The following is a 22,500-nucleotide window of genomic DNA, read 5'->3' as shown; positions in this document are numbered from 1 at the left end:
ATGTGCAGACGAAGTTTATTTTTGTCACAGGTGGTGTGATGTCTGGCCTTGGTAAAGGCGTAACAACTTCTTCAATTGCAAAATTATTACAATTAGCGGATCAAAAAGTATCCTGTATCAAAATAGATCCATATCTGAATTACGATGCAGGAACAATGAATCCTGTTGCCCATGGAGAAGTCTTCGTCACAGACGACGGAGGAGAATGTGATATGGATATTGGAAACTATGAAAGATTCCTAAACCAAAACATTCCTAAAAGCCACAATATTACGACAGCCCAAGTTTATTCATCAGTCATAGAAGCAGAACGAAAAGGAGAATATCTAGGAGCATGTGTCCAAATCATCCCCCATATTACAGATGAAATTAAAAATAGAATTACAAAAATTGCAGAATATGAAAAACTAGACTTTTTGATAGTAGAATGTGGTGGAACTGTAGGTGATATTGAATCACTGCCATTTTTAGAAGCATTAAGACAAATGAGAGTTGAAAAGGGATCAGAAAATGTGATTTTTGTACATGTGACATTAGCACCATCTTTAGATGTAGTAGGAGAACAAAAAACAAAACCAACTCAACACAGCGTTCAAGAACTTAGAAGAATAGGTATTCAGCCCGATTTTTTGGCAGTCAGATGTACATTGCCATTAGAAGAGAAGACAAAGAAAAAGATTGCAATGTTTACAAATGTCACAACAAGAGATGTTCTATCATGTCATGATGCAAAATCAATTTTTGAAGTTCCGCAGATGTTGTACGACCAAGGGATAATGGATTCAATATTTACAAAATTTGGAAAGGTTGGAATGGTTAATGCATCATCCAATTGGGACAGATGGAATAAAATTGCCCAAACCATGGTAAATCATGAAAGCGATAAAGTCAAAATAGCAATGATAGGCAAATATGTTACATTAACAGATAGTTACGTAAGTGTAAATCATGCACTGAAACATGCAGGGGCAGCAATTGGCAAATCAATAGATATTGATTGGATAGACTCTGAGTCAATAACAGATTATAGCATATTATCAAACTATGATGGGATTTTAGTTCCAGGAGGATTCGGCACCAGAGGATCTGAAGGGATTATTCAAACTGCAAATTATGCACGAGAGAAGAACATACCATATCTAGGAATTTGTTTTGGATTTCAATTAGCAGCAATAGCATTTGGAAGAAATGTAATGAAATTAGAGGATGCAAACTCGACAGAAATCAAAGCAGATACAAAAAACCCAATTGTTGATTTACTACCAGAACAAAAAGATGTTTCAGATATGGGAGGATCATTGAGATTAGGAGCAAATGATGTAATGATTAAGGAAAATACAAACGCTAAGAAAATATACAATGCCTCAATTATCAGTAAGCGTCACAGACACAGATATGAGATAAATCAAGACTATATTCCAGAATTTGAGAAAAACGGATTAATATTTTCGGCAGATAGTGATGGAGGAAAAAGAATGGAAATACTTGAGATTCCAAGGCATAAATTCTACTTAGGAGTTCAATTCCATCCAGAGTTTAACAGTAGACCGGGATTTCCTGAAGAATCATTTGCAGCGTTTATCAAATCTGCATCTGAGAAGTGATCTAAAGTCAACCTGAAACTATTCTATTTTAGATATCTCATAAATTTTCTGTCTTGCATCTCGAATCGAGATTTTCTTTTTGACATACCCTTTTTTGAGTAAGTGACTCAATGCCAATCGTACAGTTCTATCAGGTAGCAATGTCTTGTTTGCCAAGTCCTTTTGAGTTAGTGCACCTTCGTATTCTAGAGTTTTAAGTAAAAGTTTAGAGCTTGGTGGCATGCTAAGTAACTCCTCAGCCAAGTGAACCTTTTTTGCAAGTGCAGAAATTGCAGTAGAATGTTTTTTGAGACGGATTATTTTTGCAGGAGGGAAAAACTGAGAACACTCTACCGTCTTGTTAACCTTGTATCTGTCCAATCCATCTAAAACTACCTCACAATGCAATCTTGCTGAAATATCATCAATCTCAATTGAGCTGTCATTTGATACAATGATTGGTCTTCTTGTCACATCTAGAGAATTGACAGAAATTATTTCAAAGACAGCAGAATCTTGAAACAATACTGGGCCACCAGCAGACATGGAATAAGCAGAAGAGCCAATTGGAGTAGATACAATAATTCCATCACTGTTATCGTGCCATACTTCTTCACCATTGACACGTAAAGTGTGCTCCATGAGCATTGCACTTTTAGATGAAAACACAGCGACATCGTTTAGTACGGGATAAACATTTTTTCCATCAATTTTTACTCCTAGTCTTGGAACTTCTTCAACAGTGTACTTTTGTTTTTTTAACACATTGACATAAGATGAAAATTCTTTAAGATCAATTTGTGCCAAAAATCCACTTGATTCGCCTTCACTAATACCAAGAATAGGCAAAGTAGAATCAAAGGTCCTGTGAAAATAGTTACGAACCCCCTTATCACCACCAAGAACAATAATACAATTAGTTTGCTTGTTTTTTGATTTTGATATTGGAAAAGAGTCAATATCTGAATCATCTAGAATTTTTTTTACAATTTTTGCAGCATTTATAGTACTTCCAGTTCCATAGATACCTATTTGCATAGAAGAAACAGTCAATTTGCTTCAATAAAAGAATAATGCATCACAAATCTCGAAATTTTACTAGATTGTAAAAATATGAGGCATTATTTTCAATAGCACCTTTTTTGGGGATTTTTTGTAAGCCAATATTTTTAGATTCCAATGCAGCTTGAGCAGCCCCACCAGCAAAACATAGAGCCCACAAAAAGTCTTTCTCCTTTATCATGGCACAAGTAAAAGAAGCGCAGAAAATATCTCCAATTCCAGTAGTGTCATTAATTTGCCTATTTGGCAACGTAATAGAGTAAATTTTATCTTTAACTAACATTGACACATCTGTTTTGTTTGTCAAAATAACATATTGAATTCCTTTTTTTTGCAAAGCCAACATCATTTCATCAGAAGTTCCATTGACAAGTTGTGCAGATTCTTCCGGATTAACTTTGATTGCATTAACATCAGATAAATCAAGATTAGTTTTTTCTAAAAAAATATTATTTGAAGAGTCCTTTCTTCTCAGAAATCCTTGAGGATCAACAAAAAGAAAATTTGAATCATGTTTTATTTTTTTTAATGTTTCATCAGAGATCTCATGATATATTGGACTGGCAATATGACCGTCTGCATTAGAAGAAGAATAGTCTATTTGTTCACATTCATTTTCTAGTCTGAGTGTTCTATCAGAGCCATTAATAGAAATAGCAAATTTTGTAGTATTTTTTACAGATTCAGAATTTGGGAAATTGATGTCATGTTCAGATAGATATTGTTTAGGAAAATCAGGACCGAATTTTGTAAATAAATCGACATCAAATTTGAATTGTCTTGCAGTTATTCCACAATAACAAGATGCACCACCAATTTGTTCAAAATTATTCCCATTGAGAGTAATAGTGTCAATTGCACAGTGAGATATAACGGCTAATTTCATTTCTCTTGATTTTACTAGTGAGGATTTAGTTTTTTGTATTGATTTTGGATTTGCATTCTCGACAAAGAATCTGACCTTTGAGGATCTCCAATTCAACTCCAGATCTAAAGCAAACATGACACAGCCCACGCATAAGATACCAACGGAAATAATTCGATCTAAGATTAAAACGTGTAGGATTTTTTCCAAAAATACAGGCACAAAACAAGGAAAATTGATCAAATTATACAAGAATACAGCTTAAGAAAATCCTAGGTAATTAATTATCAGGGGTTAACGAGTTTATCGACTGTCAGTAAAAATAGAAATCCCCCCATTTGTGAGTAGAAATCCAATGTTTCTTGTAAAGTATTTGATCTAAAAATAATTTAGTTTAAGGATTACTCAAATATTCAATAGTTGCTTGCTGTCTATGTGCAAAGATTTTTTTGAGTTTATCCAGAGCATACCATTCAAACATTTTTCCAATAAGCCCATACTGCAGTTCAAATTCAACCTCATCTGTTACCTTGGTCTGATTTTCATTTATTTTATGAAAGACATGTGTATGCCTCCAGCGTTTGAATAATGCATTGTTCATTTCATCGACATACGTGTATGGCTTGCAGGCTGTAATCTTGGTTTTCCAGGTCATTCTGGTCAGTATCTTGCTTGAAAAATAAGCAGTTTGCCCTAGTGTTATCTTATTACTGCTTGATTCAATTATCTTAAAATCCAATCTTTTAGGAGTAATTATTTCTAAATGATGTAAATCTGTATAGAAATCCCATACCTTGTCAATAGGTACATCTACAACAAAAGAATGGTGAAATATTTTCAACAGTAATGAAACATCATGTTTGTAATATATCTCCAAAAGATAGTATCTAAAATAAGATTTAGTTTTCTTTTGCGAGATTTTGCACTAAATTGGTAATATCAATTAAAAATAATAATATCCAACACAACACAAATTCGTGGCAATTTATTCAGTCAAAGCTAGGTGCATTGAAGGAAAAATGAAAGAATTTTATCAAAAACTGACTGATGAAACAATTCAGAACCAAAAGCCAGATGGACAAGAAATAATTAATTCAATGAAACGTGCCAAGATAACCAAATCAAATGTAATTCAATGGTCAGAGATGTGTTTTTGTTCACCTCCTTTAAAGCATGAACGTGAAACTGTATACAATCAGTTTTTTACAGATATCAAAACTAAAGTCATAGATGAGTATGTAGAGTATGAAGGAGAATTGTTTATGGATTTTTTAGCAAAAAAGAACAAAGAATAATTTCATTTTGTCATTAAATGATAAAAAATATTTTTTATTTAATATGATACATTTTTTTATTTAATTAAATTATTATTCATTTGATAAAATTTGGTTATTGTGTCATTCAGTTTACTTTTAAAAAATCGAGGTTTTTCAATAGCAATCTGAGTTTCTCCATCTTCACATGCAACAATTGTTACAATTTGTTCTATGGATTGCGATGTGTGCTCCTCCCACATAATTGCGTAAGCAGTCTCTTGCAAAAAATGGTTTTCAAGTATCTCTTGAGATTTTTCCTTATTAGCACTCTTAAAATCTATCACAGATAATTGATTATCAAATTCTGCTATACAGTCTACTCTACCAGCTAATTTCAGGTCATGACTAAACAAAGTTTTTTCTAAAATTCGAATATTGTCAATTCTATCTATTTCATTTTTCACTAATGAAAATAAGCCGAAAGGAAGAACTTTTTTTCTATGTTTTGAAATATTTCTGTTAAAAAGATAATCTTCGCAAATTTTATGAAAATGGGTTCCTCTGTTTGCTGCTCTTCTAGCCTCAAAATTGGCCACCTCGTATCCCACAGAATTTCTCCAAGCCATGATTCCGTCTCTGCTTAAAATAGACAAAACAGATGTAACTGAAGGGTAGAAGGATCCATTTATAGAATAATAACGCCTGCCATCCATGGTTTTAGTTTTTAAATTTAGTGGCGGAAGGGGAGGTTCTAGATGAGTGAACAAATCAATTTCCCCGTATTGTTTTCTTTTTTCTCTTTGATTTTTCAGAATTAATTAAATCAATTATTTGAATCTTGTATTTTTCACGTCCTGGAAGTATGTTTTTTTCACCCATTTTATTGAGACGTTTTTTTTCATTTTCAAAAAGTCCCAATTTTATCAAATCTGTTTTTTTCCTTTTTAACGCTCTGTAATATGAAAACGGAACAGAGTCAAGAATTTCATGCTTCTTGAAAATTTGAAGAATCGATGAATGAATTGAAAGAATCAATTCCTTTGGTTGTAAAAGATCTTGAAACATACCAATCATCTTTATCAAAATAATATTTCACAGAGTATTTTTTTCTAAATAGTTTAGTGATAACGGCATAGACTCATTCACCGTTCCATCATCCATATTCTTAATCCTTCCCAACCATAACCTCTTCCTATCTGCATTCAAATTAAACTCTCTTGTCTCTGGTTTGATTTTGAGATCTATGCGCATCCTACTAATACGATGAATGTGCTATTATGTTTATGAAAATTCTCATAGACAACGGCAATCCGATCAGAGTGTATCATCACCCAAGGGAAGTCATCGTGCATCCAAAAACAAACATAGTTGAAATATTTAACGCCGACGGCTCTTTGTTAGAGTCATACGAATTGGTCAAAAAAGATGTCAGATGGACGGATGATGAGGCCCTTGACAGTTCTGAAATCATTGTCACCCTGAACGTCAAATGATTTTGCCAAAACGGGAAAGCCCCATAGCCCCCTTCTACCTTGTTTGGGTACATCTTGTGCAATCTCTTTGAATTAATGTTAAATTCATTCATCAAATAGAATAATTCTACAAGAGCAAGAATTACAGGAATGTAGTTTGGAGAGGCGTTTTTGTCTTTTAGGTGAATTAGATAATCCTCTAGATTTCTTTGTATGACTTTCTCGTCAGCCTTTAACAAATTATCATAGTTACCAGATTTGATTTTATTCCATTTTAAAAAGCGATCAAGATGGTACTTGTAGGCCTTTTTTGTAACTTCTGATCCTATTGCGTTTAGGAATAGTTTCAAGATCTCTACTGGGTCTGCTTTGCCATAGGAGAAATAAGATCCCTGACCGATATAAGTAGGGTTCACTTATGTTATACAAGAATATAAGTAGGCAAATTTGCTCATGTTCATGCCACTTAAACGTGCAAGCAGAGGTCGTACAAAAGGAGGAAAAGGTTCCTCAGGAGTCGTACAATGTACAAACTGCGGACAAACGGTTCCAAAAGACAAAGCAAAAAAAGTCACATCTAGATTAAATCTGGTTGAGCATACATTAGCAAAAGAGCTACGTGCACAGGGGGCATACATTGCATCACCAACAGTTCTGAAACACTACTGTATATCATGTGCAATTCATTTTAAGATTCTTAAAATCAGATCAGCAGACAGTAGAAGAAAACGTGGTAAACTACGTTAGTATTATTTTTAAAAATAAACCTTTGAAATCATAATTACTAAACCAAGTTTTGTTGCACAAATTTAGATAGAATGAATCAACCGGAATAGCCAATAGTTCTCATACCAATACATGGCTTGTTTCCTTTACTCCAACATTTACAAGAACAAGAAACGGCTTTACCACTTTCCAAATTTTTAATAACTTTATGGAAAACACCTTCTCTGATTTTTGATTCAATCATTATCGTTTCATATCTATCAGATTTAGCTTCCGAGTTAGCCAATATTATTTGATTATTAATCTAGTAAATTAGCATTGTTGTTTATTCCAAAAAATATGATGAATTCGGAGAGTGTAAAATAAGAATTATTCTTTGATATTTTTTGCAGTGAAGATCATTCTTTGAATCAATGTCATTCCAGCAATAATTACCACGATAATAACTGCGTAATCCATAAAACCTATAATTCCAATTATCGCAATCACCAAAAGTCTTTCAGCCCTTTCACCAATTCCAATACCTTGAAGTTTGATATTGATAATGTCTGATTTTGCTCTTGCATAGCTAACTAGCAAAGATAATGTAATTGCAAGTAAAACAAGGTATGGCTCGGCATATCCACCAATTAAAATGCCTAAAAATATTGCAACTTCAGCGATTTTATCAAACATTGAATCAAGATATTCACCTTTTTTCGATGTTTTTCCTGTTACACGTGCTACTTGACCATCAACCATATCAAAAAATCCTGAAACAAGTAGCAATATGCCACCAATAATCAATCCAGATTCAATTCCCATTCCATAAACAACTGCAGAAACAAGTGCAAATCCAAGACCAACAAAAGTCCAAAAATTTGCAGACAGTCCCGTTGCCGCAAATCCTTTGCCTATTTTTTCAAGGGTCGGTTTAAGAGCACCACGAAGATTGTTTAACACGAAATACACCCAAAATACCATCTAATAAAGTGAACAGAAAGAAGTAAGGTAAAAAAGAGTAAAAATTAGTCAGAGGAACAAAGACATGCAATTATTTACAGATTTAAAAATTTTATATTATTTTTGAGATAAATTAATGGCAATCAGAGTAGAGATGATTTTTGCTGCAAGGGATGCAGTTGATCCATTATCATGGTATGGATTTAGTTCCACAATGTCAACCCCGGTTACTTTGGTGTCTTTAAAAACATGAATCATATCAAAAAGTTCTCTCGACGTAACACCAACAGCTTCTGGATTTCCAACACCAGGAGCATACGCAGGATCTAAAACATCAAGATCAAAACTAGAGTAAATAGAATCAAATGTCGAAACATAATCTTTTAGCAGGACAGGTCCTTTTCCAGCCCTTATTTCTTTATCAGAAATAGTTTTGATTTTGTTTTCAATAAGAAATTCCAATTCTTCTTTCACAAAAGCACGTGCGCCAACATGTAGAATATTTTCAGAGCCCCTCTCTTCCACGATTCTTCTCAAATATGATGCATGACTTAGTTTAATGTCAGCAAATTCATCTCTTAAATCATAATGTGCGTCAAAAACAACATATCCAGTTTCCTTTGGAAAACTTGTGTATGTTCCATATGTGATGGAATGTTCTCCACCTAAAATAAACAATTGTCTTTGTTTTGAAACAAGTTCAGTAGTGATTTTTTTTACCATATCAATCATTTCTGATGCGACAACAGTATGGCGAGTATTTCCCAAATCTTCAATATTTACAGTTTCTAAATCAATTCCTAGTTCAGGATGAAATATCTCAATATTGTTAAACGAATCACGAATAGAGTCAGGGCCAAATCTGCATCCAGGTTTGTAAGAGTGTGTTGCATCAAATGGAATTCCAAAGATTGTAGCTACAGGCTCAGAATCATTATCCGATGCAGTAATTAGAGGATTTTTGTTCATGTATAAGTCAAGAAAGCTCATTTTTTACACCATCAAATTTGGTCTCTTTGAGAGATATTTTGGCAAATTCAAACCAGTGAAAGGTTTTCCTCTAGTTTGCTCATTTATTTCTGTAATAAAATCATCAAAAGATATTTCTCGAACATCGCCAGTTTGCCTGTCACGAATGTTAAGATTCTGTGAATTTGCTTCTTTTTCACCAATTACCAGAATGTACCTAATCCATTCTTTTTCAGCTTCACGAATTCTTTTCCCTATACTTTCATTTCGATCATCAATGTCAACACGTACATTGTTTATAGAAATTCTTTCGGCAAGAATTTCAACAAATTCATCAAATTCTTCTTTAATGGGGATAATTCTGACCTGGGTAGGAGATAACCAAAGAGGGAATTGTGGTTTGCGTCCTTCACGGGAATCTTTAGCTGCTTTTTCTAATAATGCATATATGATTCGCTCAATTGCACCGCTAGGGGAGTTGTGCAGTATGATCGGATTTTGTTTCACGTTGTTTTCATCAACAAAGTCAATGCCATATCTTTTTCCATTTTCTACATCAATTTGATCTGTTGATAAAGCAGATGCTTTTCCAAGACCGTCAATAAAATTAAACTCCCATTTCAATACAAAGTAAAAGAACTTCTCTTTCCACATTTCAACTAGAACAGGTCGTCCATGTTTTTTGACCAATTCTTCAATGGATGATTTGTTTTCATTGTAAAAGTCCTCAGTAAATCTAATTGCCATATCATAATCAGTTTCATCTATTCCAAGTTCTTTAAGAACACTTTGAGAAAGGTCAAATCGAGTCTTAATTTCATCTATGGCCTGAGGCATATCTTTGCAAAATGCATGACAGTCAGGCATAGTAAATGCCCTTAAACGTCTTAATCCAACTAGTTCACCAGATTGTTCTCTTCTGAAACTATATCGTGTAAGTTCGTAGAGCTTGTATGGTAATGTTTTGTAGGATAATTGATATTCATTTGCCATAAGAAATTGGCCGAAACATGCAGCAAATCTCAAAAAGAGTTTTTTTCCTTCTGAATCTATATTGTATTGTCTGGCCGGAAATCGATTAAAGTAACTCACCATGCTTGGATGTTCAGAATCATACATGATAGGAGTTTCAACTTCATATCCCCCATATTCTTTGACTCTGTCAGTAACATATCTCTCTATCAAAGATTTGATTAGACGTCCATTTGGATAAAATCTCATGTTGCCAGAATCAGATGCTGGTTCATAATCAGCGATACCCATTTTCTTCATCAATGCAACATGTGGGGGAGGTTGATCCACTTTACGAATCTTTGCAGATTCATATTTTGCTAAAACTTCTAATTTTTTATGTTTTGAAAAATCAAAATCACCAATGTTTGTCATTGTGCCATCAGTGGAAAGTATTTTCCAATAGGAACGAATTTTGGATTCACCTTTGAGAGCATCTGAGGTAATTTCATTATCATCCTTTAAACCAGATGAATCTTTAGTTACAACTTTAGAGCTTTCTGCAAGAGGGTGTCCCTTTACCTGAATTTTATATGACTTTGTCCAACCAAATGGGGAATGAGATACTTCAAGTTCTGATGCGCCATCCTCCATCTCTTTAAGTAAATTCATAGCAGTAGAAGGTTTTGCAAGATTGGAACTCAGATGAGCATAAGGATATAACAATAATTTTTTACATCCAATTTTTTCCATAGATGCTTTAATCTGAGATATGGCATTTTGAGCCACTGAAGAGTCATCGCCGTTTTCGATTGCAACAAAAACTACTACAAGTTCCTCCAATCTTTGTGTTTGAAGATCAACTATATCCTCAGCAGATTTTATCTCCTTTTTTGTTGGAGTATACTCGATATTGTCACAATGAAGTTGCAATATACGCATGTTAAGACATGTTAAAACGGGCATAAATATACGATTCTCAAAAGTACCAATCATCTACAAATCAGATATTTTTGTGAATGAATAAAGACAGATTATAGCAATATTGAAATTTATTTGTGAATTATAGTCCCATATGCGCATCAAAAAAAGTGAAAAGAGACATCAAGAATTACTAAAAGAAAAAAAAGAGTTAGAAAAAAACAGACCTCATGAAATCGACGAAATGCGAAGGTGGAAGCACACGATGGGTAAGATTTTACAAGAATTGGAATTATACAATTAAGAATTAATTTAGAAACAAATTAGATCTAAATTCAAATGTGTTAGATGTGAATTGATCACAGGATGAATCCATCAGATGTGTTTAGAAAGAGAAATCTTACAAAAGTCAATTTTGATTATGAAGATTTGGTTGGAAGAGATTTTTCAGATTCCAACATGCACGGAGTTAATCTTAAGAATCGAGATATCCATAATGCAGATTTGAGTTGTTCAGATCTCAGCGAATCAGATTTAAGTGAAACCATTCTTTTTCATGTCAAATTTAGAGGGGCAGACATGCGAGGAGTAAATCTCTCAAATGCAAAACTGTGGGATGCAGAATTGTATGGGGTAGATTTAAGAAACGCAAATATTAGCGGAGCTGATTTGTTTTATACAGATTTAAGAAATTCAGATTTGGAAAAAGCCAACATGAGAGGAGTAAATCTAAGACATGCAAATTTTACTGGAGCAATTTTAACATCGGCAGACTTTGCAGGTGCAAATTATGATCAAGATACTTTGCAGACAATCTCAAAAGACATGAGAAAAATTTTAGAGAGTCAAGGGAGCCGATGGTGAAACAAATTATTTTAATTTTTCTTCAAGTGCAATAACTGAACGTAAAATCAAACCAGATAGCCCCAAGTTCGATGTAAGAAATTGTGTTGCCCTCAACAAAGAATCTTCTCCTCTAAAACCTTCATCATAAATCATTTCAATTGAACCTTTGTCAGTCTCTACAAAAGATGTGATCAATGAAAACACACCTAATTTATCATCAATTCGTTCATTGTAGAGCCTCAATTCAACTCGGGAGATTTTAAAATCATCTTGTATAAAATTCCCAGAAGAAAACAATACTTCAATAGAATCAGGAAATCGGTTTACTCTCCGAGGATCATGTAAGTCAATAATTTTCATGTTGTATTATTTCATACTGTTCCTAAATAAGTAATGATTACTAGCAGACAATTAAAGGAATTTCAAAAAGACTCTTGCGATAGTATTATTTACTGAAAAATTGTTTTTTCAGACATGGATCCTCATAAATTTCATGGCAAAGATATTCCACACATCAAACTAGATCCAAAAATGACCATAGAAGATTTGGTAAATGTTTTTGCAAGTTCAGGATATAACGGAAGACAGCTTGGGGAAGCAGCGAAACTTTATGCAGAAATGATCAAAGAAGATGCAACAATTTGTCTTACAGTTTCAGGAGCAATGACACCTGTAGGATTTGGAGGGATAATTAAAACACTCATTGAAAGAGGATTTGTGGATTGGATAGTTACAACTGGAGCCAATGTCTATCATGAAGATCATTTTGCATGGGGATTGCCAATAAAACAAGGTAGTTTTGATGTCGACGATATGAAACTCTTTGAGAATGAAATCGTTAGAATTAGAGATGTGTATATTAAATTCCATGAAACATTAGAGGCACAAGATGAATTAGTTCAAAAAATGTTCGGAGAAGATTTTCCAGACAAACCATTTACAACTGCAGAGTTTTGTAATTTAATGGGAAAAATCAGTAAAGAAAAATCCAAATATCCAGAAAAAAGTTTCATTACTTCTGCATACGATTATGATGTCCCAGTATACATTTCAACTATGAAGGATTCGTCATTAGCATTAAATTTAGCAGTGCATCGGTTACGCGGTAAAATATACAACATAGATTTTGTACGAGAAATCATAGAACAAGCTGCAATTCTGTATGATTCAAAAAAATCAGGAATTTTGGAATTGGGTGGAGGAGTGCCAAAGAATACAGCTCAGCAGACAGGACCACTATTAGATCAAATTCTGAAGAGAGACGACGGAGGACAAGATTATATCATTCAGATTACAGATGCACGTCCAGACACAGGAGGATTGTCAGGGGCCACGTTACAAGAAGGTAAAAGTTGGGGAAAAGTTCAAGATGCTCATGAGGGAATAATAACAGTTTATGCCGATGCCACCATAGCTTTTCCAATTCTTGCATTATATGTTCTTAGCAATCAAAAAACAAGAAAGCCAAAAAGACTCTACAAAAAATTAAACAAATTATATGATAAATTAAGCGAAGACTATTTCAAAAATCCAGATAATAAAATAGGTAAATCAAAAAAGAAGGACTAGAATTTATCAAACCTAGCGCGTTCAAGATCACGATCGTCTTTAGATTCCTTCTTGTATTCTTTATAATGCTCTTTACAAAGAACTGTTTTTTTTCCAGTTGAATTTACACGCAATCCAGCGTTTTCAACTTTGCTTGTATTAAGAGAACGTGCACCATCTTGATCACAACCTTCAAAATTGCATTTTGCACCTTTAGATACTATTCCCATACAGATTATGTGATAAAGATGTTATTTATACTTGAAAATAATTTTCAGATTCTTTAGCGAATTATTAATGAAAAGTCAAATAATGGTTCATCGTTTATAAGAGGAATATTTTTTTCTTAATTCATGGGTGGAGCTAAAAAACCAACTGCTGCAAACAAAGACAAGTCTGCAGGGTCTAAAGAAACAAAGAAAAAGAAAGACAAGGGAGAAGGAGGACCAAAGAAGGCAGAGATTACAGTCAAAGTAAACGAACAGCAAGCATTGAAAATTATTCAAAATTCCAAAGTTGTCACAGTGCAAGATCTTGCAAGACAAACAGGCGTTAAAATTTCTGCAGCAAATGCATTTCTAAAAGAGTCTACAAACAAAGGAATTGTTAAAAGAGTTGGAGGATATTCAGGTCACCATTTGTATCAAGCAATTTCTTCATAGATACATAATACATCACCAGACTTTGCATCCTTTAGTGATTCAACATTTCCACTTAGTTTACCAATAGGAGTCATAGTTTTAGCAAACACAGCATCATTTAGAAAAAAACAAACACTTCCAGTAGATGGTAAAAATGCCACATCGCCTTTTTTGAATTCAGTTCTTGATCTTTCAATTCCAGAATCAACATTTGTTTCAAAATACAAGATACTTTTTCCTAAAACGTGAGCATGTCCTTCCAAAGGCAAGGATCTCATAATAGTTCCAACAGTCCTTGGAGAAAGGTGGCGTTTTAGATCACATGTAATTTTTGCCTTTCCACGAATTTCTAAAATTAGTTGTTTTCTAGAGACTGACGATGTACTCAATTCGTACATTAAAATGATTAGATTATATAACGTTTTAAGAAAAATTTGTTACTTGCCTGATGTCAAAGAACCTGAATTAATTGAAGCTTCACAACCGGGGGAGGATATGGATTCAGAGATTGAAGAAAACACAGGATTAAACAAAGCATTAGATACTTATCGAAAATTAATAGATAGAAAAGATCTATCTGAGCCATTAACTGAAAAAGAACAAGAGGTTCTAGAAAAAAGAATTAAAGAAATTGAAGAAAGAGAAATTGTTGAAAAAATAGAAGAACATGAACCAGTTGAAATTCCTTGTGAAAAAAACAAGATCACAATTGGACCACCAACACTAACAAGATTTGAAAAGGCAAGAATTATGGGAGCAAGAGCTTTACAATTATCTTTAGGAGCACCACCATTCATCCCAATTCCAAAAACGGCACGAATATCATTAGATATTTCAATGGAAGAATTAGAACAAAGAGTAATTCCAATTACAATCAGAAGAGTATTACCAAATGGAGATTATCAAAACATCCCAATCGATTACTTTGAAAAATGAATTAATGGTCGATAAAACTTAAAAGAACATAAAATTTCTAAATATTGAATAATGCTCATGGAAGAGACAACTGAACTGCGTGGTCAAGAGCAGACCGAAAAGTCTGAGACCACAATACAAATTGGAAATTATCCTGTGATGGAGGCAGCTCTTGATGTCTTGACAATTTTGGGCAAAAAAACAAGAGTGGTTCTTAAATCAAAAGGAAACAATATACCAAATGCAGTAGCAGTTGCAAACATAATTACAGAAAAAATGCTCAAAGGGAATTCCAAAGTAGAGAAAATCAAATTAGATACCACCGAAACTGCAGGGATTGGAAATATGACCTCAACTATAGAAATTATTTTGATTAAAAATTAATAAACACTGCCAGGACCTTTAAGAAGCATGTTTTCACATTCTTTACAAACTTGTTCATCTATATTAGATTCCAAATTGTGATGTATCTCACAAATTAATAAACTCGATTTGATATAATTGCAAAGCCCAATAAATTTAGACAGACTAGATGGAGTGTAGGCCATGTCAGAAGAAAGACTGTCACTTAACTCATCAATCATTGTTGCAACTTGTTTTTCTGCTAAGAGTTTTGCAATTAGTGAAGGATCACCTCGTGTTCCACGAATATAATTACTGATTGCAGCTTGTGTAACTCCAAGCATTTTAGAAATTACATCTTCTCGAATGTTATGATCTTCTGCAAGCTTTTTAGCAAGAATTGCTCGTAATGCAGGAATCAAAGTTTTAGATTCAATTTCAGCAGGAAGTAGCATTAATCCTCAACAATCGGATAAAGAATTTAAAGTTTGCAATAAGATATTTTGCATTTATGCCCCATTCTATCAGGCATATCTATTTTAATTTCAAAAATATCAGGAAGATGTTGGAAAAAATTTCTGATAAAATTTACAAAGTTATGGAAAAAGCATGTAACGAAACCAAATCAGATTTGATTTCACTGTCAGGGGGGTTAGACAGTTCAATCATAGCATATTTTCTAAGACAAAGAAAACCAAAAACGGTCACAGTGATTGCAGAAGATTTTGTTTCAACAGATTTGACATATTGTCAAATGATTTCAAAACAAATGGGATTGCCACTAACAATCTACAGTGTAAAAACGTCTGAAATATTAGAAGCAGTAGAAGAAACCATCAAAATTCTAAAAAACTTTAACGATATTGAAATTCGTAATAATGTGGTCATGTATTTAGCAATAAAATGGGCAAAAGAAAAAGGAGAGAAATCAATCATCACAGGGGATGGGGCTGATGAATTATTTGCAGGATACAATTTTCTAAAAAATAAATCAGAAGAAGAACTAACAGGAGAAATTAAAAGAATTTGCTCTATTATGCATTTTCCTACACAAAAAATAGGTAAGGCATTAGGAGTTTCTATAGAATCACCCTTTCTAGATAAACAAATGATAGAGTTAGCTGAAGAAATCCCAGCAAATCTCAAAGTCAAAAACGAAAATGAAAAGAGATATGGAAAATGGATTCTGCGTAAAACTTTTGAAAAATATATTCCACAAAAAATTGCATGGAGAGAGAAAGCTCCAATGCAAGAAGGATCAGGGACTGCAGGATTGACAGATTTATTTGATTCAATAGTCGGCGAAGAAAAATTTGTTGAAAAGAAATTAACAGTTGAGAAAACAGACAATGTCGTTATTAGAAGCAGAGAATCAATGCATTATTATGAAATTTTTAAAAAACTATTTGGGAGTCCAGTAGATCATGAATCAGAAGAAGTTTGTCCATATTGTAAACATAATGTAGGAAAATCAAAATTTTGCAGGATGTGTGGAGCCTTCCCCATCTAATTGTTTTTATATTTACGTGGTTTTTTGATGAAAATTTTTCTGCATCCGTTACAGCAAAAATAGAATTTTTTTCCACCATGATCATGAATTAATGCTAGTTCCTCATCAAGTTCAATTCCACATACAGGATCTATTGGCACAAGATTTCCACTTTCAAATTCTATTTATAGATTCATCTAAGAGAAGGGAACCTATAGACGCTTGTAAATGATGTATTGGATCATAAAATATCGAGACGGATAGTATCACACTGTCAATTCGGGAAGAGAAGATTTTATTTTATGTATAACACCAGAGAGAATTTTTAAAATATGTTCAACGCCAGAAGGGATTAAAGCATCCATTTCTTGATTAAAGAAATTCTCAACGATGGAGTAAATCTCTTCAATTCAAACATTGCTAAACAATCATAACTCAAGTTTCTTGTCAAATTGCATCTAGTCAACTTGTAACATTATTAATTAAGAAGATCAGAATGTTCCAAAACTGGAAATGAAATCTGTTTATGATTGAACTATTTTTAGAATTTTTTTGGGTAATGCACCATAATCAGTGTCAGGTTCTGATACGACATATAAAATATCATCATTAATTATCACACTTATTGCAAGTGCACGTTCACGGGAAGCCATTGCAAAATTTACAGGTCCAAGTTGTTTATCAAATTCCTTTCTCATTTTGACACGTAATGCAAGTTCCATGAAAATCATTTCATCATCTTTTTCACTTTCCAAGGGTTCGACATTTTCTTTCATTCCACCTGCAACTAAACGGCCCCGTTCATTGATAACACCAGCAAATCGAATTTTAGGATCTATTGTCAACACAGAATTACAAATTTTGGCATAATCATAAATTTTTGAAGACAAATTTAACTCTGTTTGAATCTAAATATCACTTATTTATTATCTTTATACAATTTTTTATGGCTAGTAATTATGTAGTTAATTGTTTTACTAATGCAAGAAAATCAACTTCAGACATAGGAGCAATTTTTAGAATTTCCAGATTTTCAGATACATGTTCAGAAGATTTCTGACCTACAAGAGGGGCTAAAACTCCAGGAGTTGAGCGAATAAACTGTAATGCACGTAATGAGGGTTTCAAATCATTGAATTCAGGCATCACACCAGGTTGCAGTAATCGACCTTGCATGAAAGGTACACTAGTAAAAACACCAATTCCCAATATCACTGCAGACTCTAAAATTGAAACTTGCTTATCATCAAGGGTTTGATTTTTTGAAAGTAGTGCTTGATCAAAATTCATGTTGTAAGGCAATTGAATAAATCTAAAACCATGATTCTCCCCACCAACTTTTTTTGCCAAACTGACAGTTTCCTCTAGTGAAAGATATTGAGGGTTCTCTTTTGTAACTCGAAAACATTCCCAAGTTGCCATTCCATAAAATTTAATTTTTCCTTCTTTTCTTTTTTGTTCATACATTTCAAAGACAGACTCGAGATTTTTCATGAATTGTTCTTTTGATACATCTTTTATTTGTCCTTCAACTGCATTGTGCAAATACATTAAATCAATTGTTTCCATTCCAAGATTATCTAGACTTCTATCAATCTGATCTGAAAGATATGGGACAGTCATACAATGATAACCAGAGGTCACATCACCTTCCTTGAGAATTCCCTTGTCAGCATATTCCTGTTTAACATACTCCCAAAAACCTAATTCGACATCAGCATCATTAGTAAGATAGCCGTTTTTTGAACTCAGGAAAATTTGATCACGTGTAATTTTACCATCTTTAATTAACTCGTTAATTGCCTTTCCAACAGAACGCTCTGCTTTTTGAGAACGATAATTTATTGCAGTATCAATTACGTTGACTCCAGATAAAACAGATTGCTTTACTGCAGATGTAACTAATTCATCAGTTTTAGAATCTGGATCACCAAGATATGTACCAACACCAATATTGGAGAGATGTAGATTTTGAAAAGTTCTAAAATTAACAGGATTTACGCCTAAATTTTCAAGAAATTTTTGTGTGCCTTTAGAGCTGACACAACCTGAAATCATAATTTTTGTAATCAGTTACTAAATTTATGTCTAAAGTATCAAATAGGAATTAAAAATCCAAGAATAAACAAAAGACCAGTAATTCTTCCAAACAATAATGTCGTAGACATATGAGGGATCAGATTGTCAATAGAATCATAATTTTTCTGTAGACCAAAACCAGACTTTATCATTAATGGAATAGCAAAAAAACTCATCAAAGATAAAATTGGAAACATGTGGGCAACAACTCCAAAAATAATTGCCAAGTAAGAGATTGTCGGAAAAATCCAAAATAATTTTACTCCTTTTTGTTTGCCAACTATGATTACCAAAGTTTTCCTACCTTTTAATTTATCAGCATCATGATCAGGAAAAGACGCGATAAAAAGCACTAAAGAAGACAAAGAACCCACAACAATCCCTGCCAAAACAGATTCAGAAGATATTTGTCCTGACTGAATGAAAAAAGTTCCAACAACAATCAGTGCACCTTTTACAGCAACAAAAAATTCACCCAATCCAGAGTCGACAATTTTTGTAGAATAGAAATAGATAGACAGTATTGCAAATCCCAGAATGATTGCTATAGTAATTCCATCAGTGATTACAAAATATCCTCCAATAACACTACCCAGAATTAAAAATGCAACTCCTGCACGATAAACAGAAGATGGTTTGAGTAATCCTTCAGGAAGTACGCCAGTGCCACCACTCATTTTTGTTCTTGTTGTTTTAGTGTCAATACCTCGTTTGAAATCCCAAAAATCATTTAGCAAATCAACACTTGCATGTAGTGCTATTACACCAACAAAAGTCAAGATCAAATCAAATACATCCAATGATGAGGTATGCCACCAATTTAATGACAGTCCAACTGAAACGGCAATCACAGATGCCAATAGAAATCTTACACGTATAACACGAAACCAAACAGATAGCATATCAATACTAGCAATTTTTAGTATAATATTCATGAGTTTAGGAATAGACCTGTTTATATGAAAATAAGATGTAAAATGAGTGTGATTATAGGGAAAATTTCAGATAAAGACAAAAAAATAGAATTAGGGATAGAAATTTACTGTACAAATTGCGGTAAAAAGGTTCCAAGTGGACTAAAAACAGGAGAAGTATTCTCAAAAACGGATCAATTCAAAATAGAGTTAGAAGAATTTATGAGAAATTATCTTTGTGGAATTTGCAGAGATAAAAAAAGAGTAACAAAACTAAAGAGTTAGAATTTCCCTTTCCATTCTACTAAATTATTTTAGATTTTTTCAAGAACATAAAGACCACAACACCGACTAGTAAAATACCTCCAATTACAATATAGACAATCCATTCAGACAATCCTAATCAATAAAGTCAAATACTTTATCAGGAGCATCGACGTTTATTATAAAAGAATCCTTACCTTCAATACATACTTCAGCAGTTGGAATAATTTCAAACAAGACATCAGATCCAGAATTAGAAGGAATGTGGGAAAAAAATTCCAAGAGTCACATCAGATGAGGATGAAGAGAATGAAGATACATTCAAAGTTTTACAAAGAGGTAATCATGTCAACAGTAAAATATTTGACATGATTCTTAATTCTAAAAAAGAATGCTGGATCTTAGGTTCTGAAAAAGAGTTCATCGAGTTTTATCACGCAAATTTTCTAGATGCAATAGAAGAACAAAAAATAGATTACAAATTACTAACATCGATTATAAAAAAATCAAAAGGAATTTTTGACGACATAGATAAAATAAAAATTAAAAAATTCTACTCACCAGTAAAAGAAGACTTGTGTTTTTAATCAAAGACGATGATGAAGTGTTATTCTTTATTAAAAATGAAGAAAACAATAAAGAGATGCGAGCAATATGGACAAATTCTGAAACGATAATCTATTCTAAAGCATTGTTGTTTAACAACATTTGGTCAAAGACAGAATTAGACGTAGAGATTTTCAGTGAGTGAGTGTAGTTGCAGACACGATACAACATGTAATGATATTTTTGCCACAACATATCTGAATCTTGGAATGAACTTAGAGTTATCATGAAATTAAATTATTAAACCAATGAATCATCGCTAACTTCTATTGGTTTTCTTCCCATAAAACCAGAATCTTTCTCATGCCAGAATTTGATTTCAGTTTCGCCATATTTCCAGCATAACCAAACTTCGTCTTCAAATCGTTTCGAGGGGAAATCCAGCAATCCCTGTTCTATACTTTTGACCACCACACCTGTGTTTTCCAATATTTCAACAGACTCATAGAATTTTGTAATTGCAGTGTTTAGACGTTGTTTGATGTCGACATAAGATTCTAATGAATTTGTAGTAGATATGCTAATTTGCAATTCTTGCTCTATTTTCTTAACTTCATTATTTTTTGCTAAAGCATATTCAAATTTTTTTATTACATCAGGTAATGCATCATTTGCCTCATTTGGGGTAAAAAAAGCGAACATAGGTATTCTTCAAAAAGAGAGATTAAAAATCTTAGGTGCAGATTTATTAAGAAATATTTCATTAGAAATAATATGAGTGAAGAACAGTTAGAAGAAATAATTATACAGACAATTAACGGGGCTGTTGCAACAATTCCTGCATATATGGAAGAAATTAATCAAAATAAAGAAACGCTCAAGGTAGAAGATCCCAAAGAATTCGTTTACGGAATTGTTATGGGAATGGCATTAGGGATGAGTGGAGCTATACTCAGTGCACAAAAAGAGATGCCAACTGCAGAAGATCAAATTAAAGTCAGAGATATAGTATACAAACACATTCCAGAAATTAGAGAACGAATTTTCAATTGATCGAATTTAACCAAAACGAAATAAATTTTCTAGATTCATTAGAAGAAGCAAGAATAGCAACATCGCATAGAGACATTCCACATGTCAAGCCAGTTTCATTTGTAAGAGTAGAGAACGAGATAATCGTTGCAACAGATTACTACACAAGGACATATGCCAATATCAAATTTAATCAGAATGTAGGAATTGTGATTGACATTTACAAATCAGGAGGACATAAGGCAATATGCATTCAAGGTAAAGCAAAAGTCATCGAAGATGGAGAAGAATTTAAAAAAAATTACAATATTTTTTACAAAAAATTTCAATGGGTAAGAAAAGACCCTTGGAAAGAAAATGAAGCTCCTTTTTTAAAAATTATACCTAGAACGAAAATTAGTTGGGGTTTAGATTAGAGGATAGTTTTCTGTTTTATTTGTGAAAAAAGCCATGCAAGGTTTTTGATAGCATGGAAAGATATATCACAATAATTGATCCGTGAAAAACCATGAACAAAATAAAGTGCTCGCACATACTGGTTGAGAAACAAAGTGAATCATTGGCAATTTTAGAGAAAATCAAAAATGGTGAAAAATTTGGAAAATTAGCTAAAGAGTTTTCAACAGATAAAGGAAGTGGTAAAAAAGAAGGGAATTTAGGATATTTTACCAAAGGAATGATGGTCAAACCATTTGAAGATGCAGCGTTCAAACTTCAAGTTGGAGAAATTTCAGATCCAGTAAAAACAGAATTTGGATATCATATCATCAAAAGACTAGGATAATTTAGATGATTTTAATTGTTTTATCTTCTCAAAATCATCATTGATTTTCTGTCTTTAGTGATTTCTTTATGAAGTTTTTTCTCTTTTTGGATAAGATCTTTCATTTCTTTAGATTTGTCAATATTTATCAATGAATTATCATGTAAAGGAAAAGACTTTCAACAGTATTGTCAATTTCAATGCCTAAAAACCAAAATAAAATACACAACATTTTTTGCAGTAACTAAATCAAAATTAACATGGTTTTAACAGTCAAAATGTTAGATGAAATTTTGGATAATCTTGATACACATATAGAAAAATTGGCAAGAGAATTGTTTGAGAATTTGGAGGGGCCGGGAGGATTTGAGGAG

At 32.9% G+C, this 22,500-nt stretch carries 36 protein-coding genes; 16 read left to right on the top strand and 20 right to left on the bottom strand.

Annotation, left to right across the window (positions count from 1 at the left end; translation table 11 throughout):
- Window positions 1-2: 2 nt before the first annotated feature.
- Window positions 3-1,604, top strand: a complete 1,602-nt coding sequence (gene pyrG / locus OEW78_RS04205) for a glutamine hydrolyzing CTP synthase (protein ID WP_300324534.1) — start codon at window positions 3-5, stop codon at window positions 1,602-1,604.
- Window positions 1,605-1,622: 18 nt separating this feature from the next.
- Here the strand turns inward: pyrG and OEW78_RS04200 are convergent, their stop codons facing one another.
- The 3 genes from OEW78_RS04200 to OEW78_RS04190 form a co-directional block, all read right to left on the bottom strand.
- Entirely contained in the window at window positions 1,623-2,621 is a 999-nt protein-coding gene (locus tag OEW78_RS04200; protein WP_300324531.1) for an NAD(+)/NADH kinase, read from the bottom strand.
- A gap of 40 nt (window positions 2,622-2,661) precedes the next feature.
- On the bottom strand, window positions 2,662-3,531 hold the full coding sequence (locus OEW78_RS04195) for a PfkB family carbohydrate kinase (RefSeq protein ID WP_300324528.1): 870 nt from the start codon (window positions 3,529-3,531) through the stop codon (window positions 2,662-2,664).
- A gap of 373 nt (window positions 3,532-3,904) precedes the next feature.
- Window positions 3,905-4,351, bottom strand: coding sequence for an SRPBCC family protein (locus OEW78_RS04190; protein ID WP_300324525.1), 447 nt, complete (start codon window positions 4,349-4,351; stop codon window positions 3,905-3,907).
- Between the two features lie 136 nt (window positions 4,352-4,487).
- Between OEW78_RS04190 and OEW78_RS04185 the strand changes: the two genes are divergently transcribed.
- Complete coding sequence (locus OEW78_RS04185; protein WP_300324522.1) at window positions 4,488-4,805, top strand: hypothetical protein; 318 nt, start codon at window positions 4,488-4,490, stop codon at window positions 4,803-4,805.
- A gap of 56 nt (window positions 4,806-4,861) precedes the next feature.
- Here the strand turns inward: OEW78_RS04185 and OEW78_RS04180 are convergent, their stop codons facing one another.
- The 3 genes from OEW78_RS04180 to OEW78_RS04170 all read right to left on the bottom strand — a co-directional run bounded on the left by OEW78_RS04180 (window position 4,862) and on the right by OEW78_RS04170 (window position 6,588).
- A complete protein-coding gene (locus OEW78_RS04180; protein WP_300324519.1) occupies window positions 4,862-5,392 on the bottom strand; it encodes a PD-(D/E)XK nuclease family protein in 531 nt (176 codons plus the stop codon).
- A 142-nt stretch (window positions 5,393-5,534) separates the two neighbouring features.
- Entirely contained in the window at window positions 5,535-5,831 is a 297-nt protein-coding gene (locus tag OEW78_RS04175) for a hypothetical protein (protein WP_300324517.1), read from the bottom strand.
- A gap of 262 nt (window positions 5,832-6,093) precedes the next feature.
- Window positions 6,094-6,588, bottom strand: a complete 495-nt coding sequence (locus OEW78_RS04170; protein ID WP_300324514.1) for a hypothetical protein — start codon at window positions 6,586-6,588, stop codon at window positions 6,094-6,096.
- A gap of 109 nt (window positions 6,589-6,697) precedes the next feature.
- Between OEW78_RS04170 and OEW78_RS04165 the strand changes: the two genes are divergently transcribed.
- Window positions 6,698-6,985 carry a 30S ribosomal protein S26e gene (locus tag OEW78_RS04165; RefSeq protein WP_014965206.1) on the top strand — a complete coding sequence of 96 codons (288 nt, stop codon included), beginning with the start codon at window positions 6,698-6,700 and terminating at the stop codon, window positions 6,983-6,985.
- A 76-nt stretch (window positions 6,986-7,061) separates the two neighbouring features.
- Here the strand turns inward: OEW78_RS04165 and OEW78_RS04160 are convergent, their stop codons facing one another.
- The 4 genes from OEW78_RS04160 to OEW78_RS04145 form a co-directional block, all read right to left on the bottom strand.
- On the bottom strand, window positions 7,062-7,250 hold the full coding sequence (locus OEW78_RS04160; protein ID WP_300324510.1) for a hypothetical protein: 189 nt from the start codon (window positions 7,248-7,250) through the stop codon (window positions 7,062-7,064).
- Window positions 7,251-7,333: 83 nt separating this feature from the next.
- The gene (locus OEW78_RS04155) at window positions 7,334-7,906 is read right to left on the bottom strand and encodes a CDP-alcohol phosphatidyltransferase family protein (RefSeq protein ID WP_300324507.1); all 573 of its coding nucleotides are present in this window, start codon (window positions 7,904-7,906) and stop codon (window positions 7,334-7,336) included.
- A gap of 117 nt (window positions 7,907-8,023) precedes the next feature.
- On the bottom strand, window positions 8,024-8,896 hold the full coding sequence (gene speB / locus OEW78_RS04150; protein WP_300324504.1) for an agmatinase: 873 nt from the start codon (window positions 8,894-8,896) through the stop codon (window positions 8,024-8,026).
- Between the two features lie 3 nt (window positions 8,897-8,899).
- The gene (locus OEW78_RS04145) at window positions 8,900-10,768 is read right to left on the bottom strand and encodes a threonine--tRNA ligase (protein ID WP_300324501.1); all 1,869 of its coding nucleotides are present in this window, start codon (window positions 10,766-10,768) and stop codon (window positions 8,900-8,902) included.
- 133 nt (window positions 10,769-10,901) lie between these two features.
- Between OEW78_RS04145 and OEW78_RS04140 the strand changes: the two genes are divergently transcribed.
- Both OEW78_RS04140 and OEW78_RS04135 read left to right on the top strand, forming a co-directional pair.
- Window positions 10,902-11,051 carry a hypothetical protein gene (locus tag OEW78_RS04140; RefSeq protein WP_300324498.1) on the top strand — a complete coding sequence of 50 codons (150 nt, stop codon included), beginning with the start codon at window positions 10,902-10,904 and terminating at the stop codon, window positions 11,049-11,051.
- A 62-nt stretch (window positions 11,052-11,113) separates the two neighbouring features.
- Window positions 11,114-11,611, top strand: coding sequence for a pentapeptide repeat-containing protein (locus OEW78_RS04135; protein WP_300324495.1), 498 nt, complete (start codon window positions 11,114-11,116; stop codon window positions 11,609-11,611).
- 6 nt (window positions 11,612-11,617) lie between these two features.
- Here OEW78_RS04135 and OEW78_RS04130 read toward each other — a convergent pair whose 3' ends face one another.
- The gene (locus tag OEW78_RS04130) at window positions 11,618-11,953 is read right to left on the bottom strand and encodes a hypothetical protein (RefSeq protein ID WP_300324492.1); all 336 of its coding nucleotides are present in this window, start codon (window positions 11,951-11,953) and stop codon (window positions 11,618-11,620) included.
- Between the two features lie 114 nt (window positions 11,954-12,067).
- Here OEW78_RS04130 and speY point away from each other — a divergent pair, with 114 nt between their 5' ends.
- Window positions 12,068-13,162 (top strand): deoxyhypusine synthase, encoded by a 1,095-nt coding sequence (speY, locus tag OEW78_RS04125; protein WP_300324489.1) that lies wholly within the window; start codon window positions 12,068-12,070, stop codon window positions 13,160-13,162.
- Here speY and OEW78_RS04120 read toward each other — a convergent pair.
- The gene (locus OEW78_RS04120) at window positions 13,159-13,371 is read right to left on the bottom strand and encodes a hypothetical protein (RefSeq protein WP_179361621.1); all 213 of its coding nucleotides are present in this window, start codon (window positions 13,369-13,371) and stop codon (window positions 13,159-13,161) included. The genes speY and OEW78_RS04120 overlap by 4 nt on opposite strands.
- A 123-nt stretch (window positions 13,372-13,494) precedes the next feature.
- Between OEW78_RS04120 and OEW78_RS04115 the strand changes: the two genes are divergently transcribed.
- Complete coding sequence (locus tag OEW78_RS04115; protein WP_300324482.1) at window positions 13,495-13,803, top strand: MarR family transcriptional regulator; 309 nt, start codon at window positions 13,495-13,497, stop codon at window positions 13,801-13,803.
- On the opposite strand, the gene OEW78_RS04110 is transcribed toward OEW78_RS04115, so the two are convergent.
- Window positions 13,785-14,180, bottom strand: a complete 396-nt coding sequence (locus OEW78_RS04110) for a cyclophilin-like fold protein (protein ID WP_300324479.1) — start codon at window positions 14,178-14,180, stop codon at window positions 13,785-13,787. The two genes, OEW78_RS04115 and OEW78_RS04110, sit on opposite strands and share 19 nt — an antisense overlap.
- Before the next feature lie 43 nt (window positions 14,181-14,223).
- Between OEW78_RS04110 and OEW78_RS04105 the strand changes: the two genes are divergently transcribed.
- Together OEW78_RS04105 and OEW78_RS04100 are read left to right on the top strand one after the other, a co-directional pair.
- Window positions 14,224-14,718 (top strand): DNA-directed RNA polymerase subunit K, encoded by a 495-nt coding sequence (locus OEW78_RS04105; protein WP_300324476.1) that lies wholly within the window; start codon window positions 14,224-14,226, stop codon window positions 14,716-14,718.
- 51 nt (window positions 14,719-14,769) lie between these two features.
- On the top strand, window positions 14,770-15,081 hold the full coding sequence (locus OEW78_RS04100) for a DNA-binding protein (RefSeq protein ID WP_300324474.1): 312 nt from the start codon (window positions 14,770-14,772) through the stop codon (window positions 15,079-15,081).
- Here OEW78_RS04100 and OEW78_RS04095 read toward each other — a convergent pair.
- Window positions 15,078-15,494, bottom strand: a complete 417-nt coding sequence (locus OEW78_RS04095) for a transcriptional regulator (protein WP_300324471.1) — start codon at window positions 15,492-15,494, stop codon at window positions 15,078-15,080. The genes OEW78_RS04100 and OEW78_RS04095 overlap by 4 nt on opposite strands.
- Window positions 15,495-15,604: 110 nt before the next feature.
- Here OEW78_RS04095 and OEW78_RS04090 point away from each other — a divergent pair, with 110 nt between their 5' ends.
- Complete coding sequence (locus OEW78_RS04090; RefSeq protein ID WP_366523031.1) at window positions 15,605-16,549, top strand: asparagine synthase-related protein; 945 nt, start codon at window positions 15,605-15,607, stop codon at window positions 16,547-16,549.
- Here the strand turns inward: OEW78_RS04090 and OEW78_RS04085 are convergent.
- The 4 genes from OEW78_RS04085 to OEW78_RS04070 all read right to left on the bottom strand — a co-directional run bounded on the left by OEW78_RS04085 (window position 16,546) and on the right by OEW78_RS04070 (window position 19,509).
- Window positions 16,546-16,689 (bottom strand): YHS domain-containing protein, encoded by a 144-nt coding sequence (locus OEW78_RS04085; protein ID WP_300324465.1) that lies wholly within the window; start codon window positions 16,687-16,689, stop codon window positions 16,546-16,548. The genes OEW78_RS04090 and OEW78_RS04085 overlap by 4 nt on opposite strands.
- Window positions 16,690-17,052: 363 nt before the next feature.
- On the bottom strand, window positions 17,053-17,418 hold the full coding sequence (locus OEW78_RS04080) for a DUF6659 family protein (RefSeq protein WP_300324462.1): 366 nt from the start codon (window positions 17,416-17,418) through the stop codon (window positions 17,053-17,055).
- A 67-nt stretch (window positions 17,419-17,485) separates the two neighbouring features.
- Window positions 17,486-18,586, bottom strand: a complete 1,101-nt coding sequence (locus OEW78_RS04075; RefSeq protein ID WP_300324459.1) for an aldo/keto reductase — start codon at window positions 18,584-18,586, stop codon at window positions 17,486-17,488.
- A gap of 38 nt (window positions 18,587-18,624) precedes the next feature.
- A complete protein-coding gene (locus OEW78_RS04070; RefSeq protein ID WP_300324633.1) occupies window positions 18,625-19,509 on the bottom strand; it encodes a prenyltransferase in 885 nt (294 codons plus the stop codon).
- Between the two features lie 81 nt (window positions 19,510-19,590).
- On the opposite strand from OEW78_RS04070, the gene OEW78_RS04065 reads away from it, so the two are divergent.
- Window positions 19,591-19,806, top strand: coding sequence for a hypothetical protein (locus tag OEW78_RS04065; RefSeq protein ID WP_300324456.1), 216 nt, complete (start codon window positions 19,591-19,593; stop codon window positions 19,804-19,806).
- 114 nt (window positions 19,807-19,920) lie between these two features.
- On the opposite strand, the gene OEW78_RS04060 is transcribed toward OEW78_RS04065, so the two are convergent.
- On the bottom strand, window positions 19,921-20,067 hold the full coding sequence (locus OEW78_RS04060) for a hypothetical protein (RefSeq protein WP_300324453.1): 147 nt from the start codon (window positions 20,065-20,067) through the stop codon (window positions 19,921-19,923).
- Window positions 20,068-20,153: 86 nt separating this feature from the next.
- Between OEW78_RS04060 and OEW78_RS04055 the strand changes: the two genes are divergently transcribed.
- Window positions 20,154-20,372 (top strand): hypothetical protein, encoded by a 219-nt coding sequence (locus OEW78_RS04055; RefSeq protein WP_300324450.1) that lies wholly within the window; start codon window positions 20,154-20,156, stop codon window positions 20,370-20,372.
- On the top strand, window positions 20,363-20,536 hold the full coding sequence (locus OEW78_RS04050) for a hypothetical protein (protein ID WP_300324447.1): 174 nt from the start codon (window positions 20,363-20,365) through the stop codon (window positions 20,534-20,536). The genes OEW78_RS04055 and OEW78_RS04050 overlap by 10 nt, the downstream gene beginning before the upstream one ends.
- A gap of 95 nt (window positions 20,537-20,631) precedes the next feature.
- Here OEW78_RS04050 and OEW78_RS04045 read toward each other — a convergent pair whose 3' ends face one another.
- Window positions 20,632-21,033: a DUF2203 domain-containing protein gene (locus OEW78_RS04045; RefSeq protein WP_300324444.1), complete on the bottom strand. Its 402-nt coding sequence runs from the start codon at window positions 21,031-21,033 to the stop codon at window positions 20,632-20,634.
- A 72-nt stretch (window positions 21,034-21,105) separates the two neighbouring features.
- Between OEW78_RS04045 and OEW78_RS04040 the strand changes: the two genes are divergently transcribed.
- The 3 genes from OEW78_RS04040 (at window position 21,106) to OEW78_RS04030 (ending at window position 22,147) form a co-directional block, all read left to right on the top strand.
- On the top strand, window positions 21,106-21,384 hold the full coding sequence (locus OEW78_RS04040; RefSeq protein ID WP_300324441.1) for a hypothetical protein: 279 nt from the start codon (window positions 21,106-21,108) through the stop codon (window positions 21,382-21,384).
- Window positions 21,381-21,779 (top strand): pyridoxamine 5'-phosphate oxidase family protein, encoded by a 399-nt coding sequence (locus OEW78_RS04035; protein ID WP_300324439.1) that lies wholly within the window; start codon window positions 21,381-21,383, stop codon window positions 21,777-21,779. The genes OEW78_RS04040 and OEW78_RS04035 overlap by 4 nt, the downstream gene beginning before the upstream one ends.
- A 92-nt stretch (window positions 21,780-21,871) precedes the next feature.
- On the top strand, window positions 21,872-22,147 hold the full coding sequence (locus OEW78_RS04030; RefSeq protein ID WP_300324436.1) for a peptidylprolyl isomerase: 276 nt from the start codon (window positions 21,872-21,874) through the stop codon (window positions 22,145-22,147).
- Window positions 22,148-22,500 lie beyond the last annotated feature (353 nt).

The organism is Candidatus Nitrosopumilus sp., from assembly GCF_029882185.1.
Taxonomy (GTDB): domain Archaea; phylum Thermoproteota; class Nitrososphaeria; order Nitrososphaerales; family Nitrosopumilaceae; genus Nitrosopumilus.
The sequence above is the reverse complement of the archived record's forward strand: the minus strand, read 5'-3'. Positions and strand labels throughout refer to the sequence as shown.

Bases quoted from the DNA above. Each gene is read 5' to 3' on its own strand.
- OEW78_RS04200 (WP_300324531.1), bottom strand. From the start codon at position 2,621: ATGCAAATAGGTATCTATGGAACTGGAAGTACTATAAATGCTGCAAAA.
- OEW78_RS04195 (WP_300324528.1), bottom strand. From the start codon at position 3,531: ATGAAATTAGCCGTTATATCTCACTGTGCAATTGACACTATTACTCTC.
- OEW78_RS04180 (WP_300324519.1), bottom strand. From the start codon at position 5,392: ATGGCTTGGAGAAATTCTGTGGGATACGAGGTGGCCAATTTTGAGGCT.
- OEW78_RS04175 (WP_300324517.1), bottom strand. From the start codon at position 5,831: ATGTTTCAAGATCTTTTACAACCAAAGGAATTGATTCTTTCAATTCAT.
- OEW78_RS04165 (WP_014965206.1), top strand. From the start codon at position 6,698: ATGCCACTTAAACGTGCAAGCAGAGGTCGTACAAAAGGAGGAAAAGGT.
- speB (WP_300324504.1), bottom strand. From the start codon at position 8,896: ATGAGCTTTCTTGACTTATACATGAACAAAAATCCTCTAATTACTGCA.
- OEW78_RS04145 (WP_300324501.1), bottom strand. From the start codon at position 10,768: ATGCGTATATTGCAACTTCATTGTGACAATATCGAGTATACTCCAACA.
- OEW78_RS04140 (WP_300324498.1), top strand. From the start codon at position 10,902: ATGCGCATCAAAAAAAGTGAAAAGAGACATCAAGAATTACTAAAAGAA.
- OEW78_RS04135 (WP_300324495.1), top strand. From the start codon at position 11,114: ATGAATCCATCAGATGTGTTTAGAAAGAGAAATCTTACAAAAGTCAAT.
- OEW78_RS04130 (WP_300324492.1), bottom strand. From the start codon at position 11,953: ATGAAAATTATTGACTTACATGATCCTCGGAGAGTAAACCGATTTCCT.
- speY (WP_300324489.1), top strand. From the start codon at position 12,068: ATGGATCCTCATAAATTTCATGGCAAAGATATTCCACACATCAAACTA.
- OEW78_RS04120 (WP_179361621.1), bottom strand. From the start codon at position 13,371: ATGGGAATAGTATCTAAAGGTGCAAAATGCAATTTTGAAGGTTGTGAT.
- OEW78_RS04115 (WP_300324482.1), top strand. From the start codon at position 13,495: ATGGGTGGAGCTAAAAAACCAACTGCTGCAAACAAAGACAAGTCTGCA.
- OEW78_RS04110 (WP_300324479.1), bottom strand. From the start codon at position 14,180: ATGTACGAATTGAGTACATCGTCAGTCTCTAGAAAACAACTAATTTTA.
- OEW78_RS04100 (WP_300324474.1), top strand. From the start codon at position 14,770: ATGCTCATGGAAGAGACAACTGAACTGCGTGGTCAAGAGCAGACCGAA.
- OEW78_RS04095 (WP_300324471.1), bottom strand. From the start codon at position 15,494: ATGCTACTTCCTGCTGAAATTGAATCTAAAACTTTGATTCCTGCATTA.
- OEW78_RS04075 (WP_300324459.1), bottom strand. From the start codon at position 18,586: ATGATTTCAGGTTGTGTCAGCTCTAAAGGCACACAAAAATTTCTTGAA.
- OEW78_RS04070 (WP_300324633.1), bottom strand. From the start codon at position 19,509: ATGCTATCTGTTTGGTTTCGTGTTATACGTGTAAGATTTCTATTGGCA.
- OEW78_RS04055 (WP_300324450.1), top strand. From the start codon at position 20,154: ATGATTCTTAATTCTAAAAAAGAATGCTGGATCTTAGGTTCTGAAAAA.
- OEW78_RS04045 (WP_300324444.1), bottom strand. From the start codon at position 21,033: ATGTTCGCTTTTTTTACCCCAAATGAGGCAAATGATGCATTACCTGAT.
- OEW78_RS04040 (WP_300324441.1), top strand. From the start codon at position 21,106: ATGAGTGAAGAACAGTTAGAAGAAATAATTATACAGACAATTAACGGG.
- OEW78_RS04030 (WP_300324436.1), top strand. From the start codon at position 21,872: ATGAACAAAATAAAGTGCTCGCACATACTGGTTGAGAAACAAAGTGAA.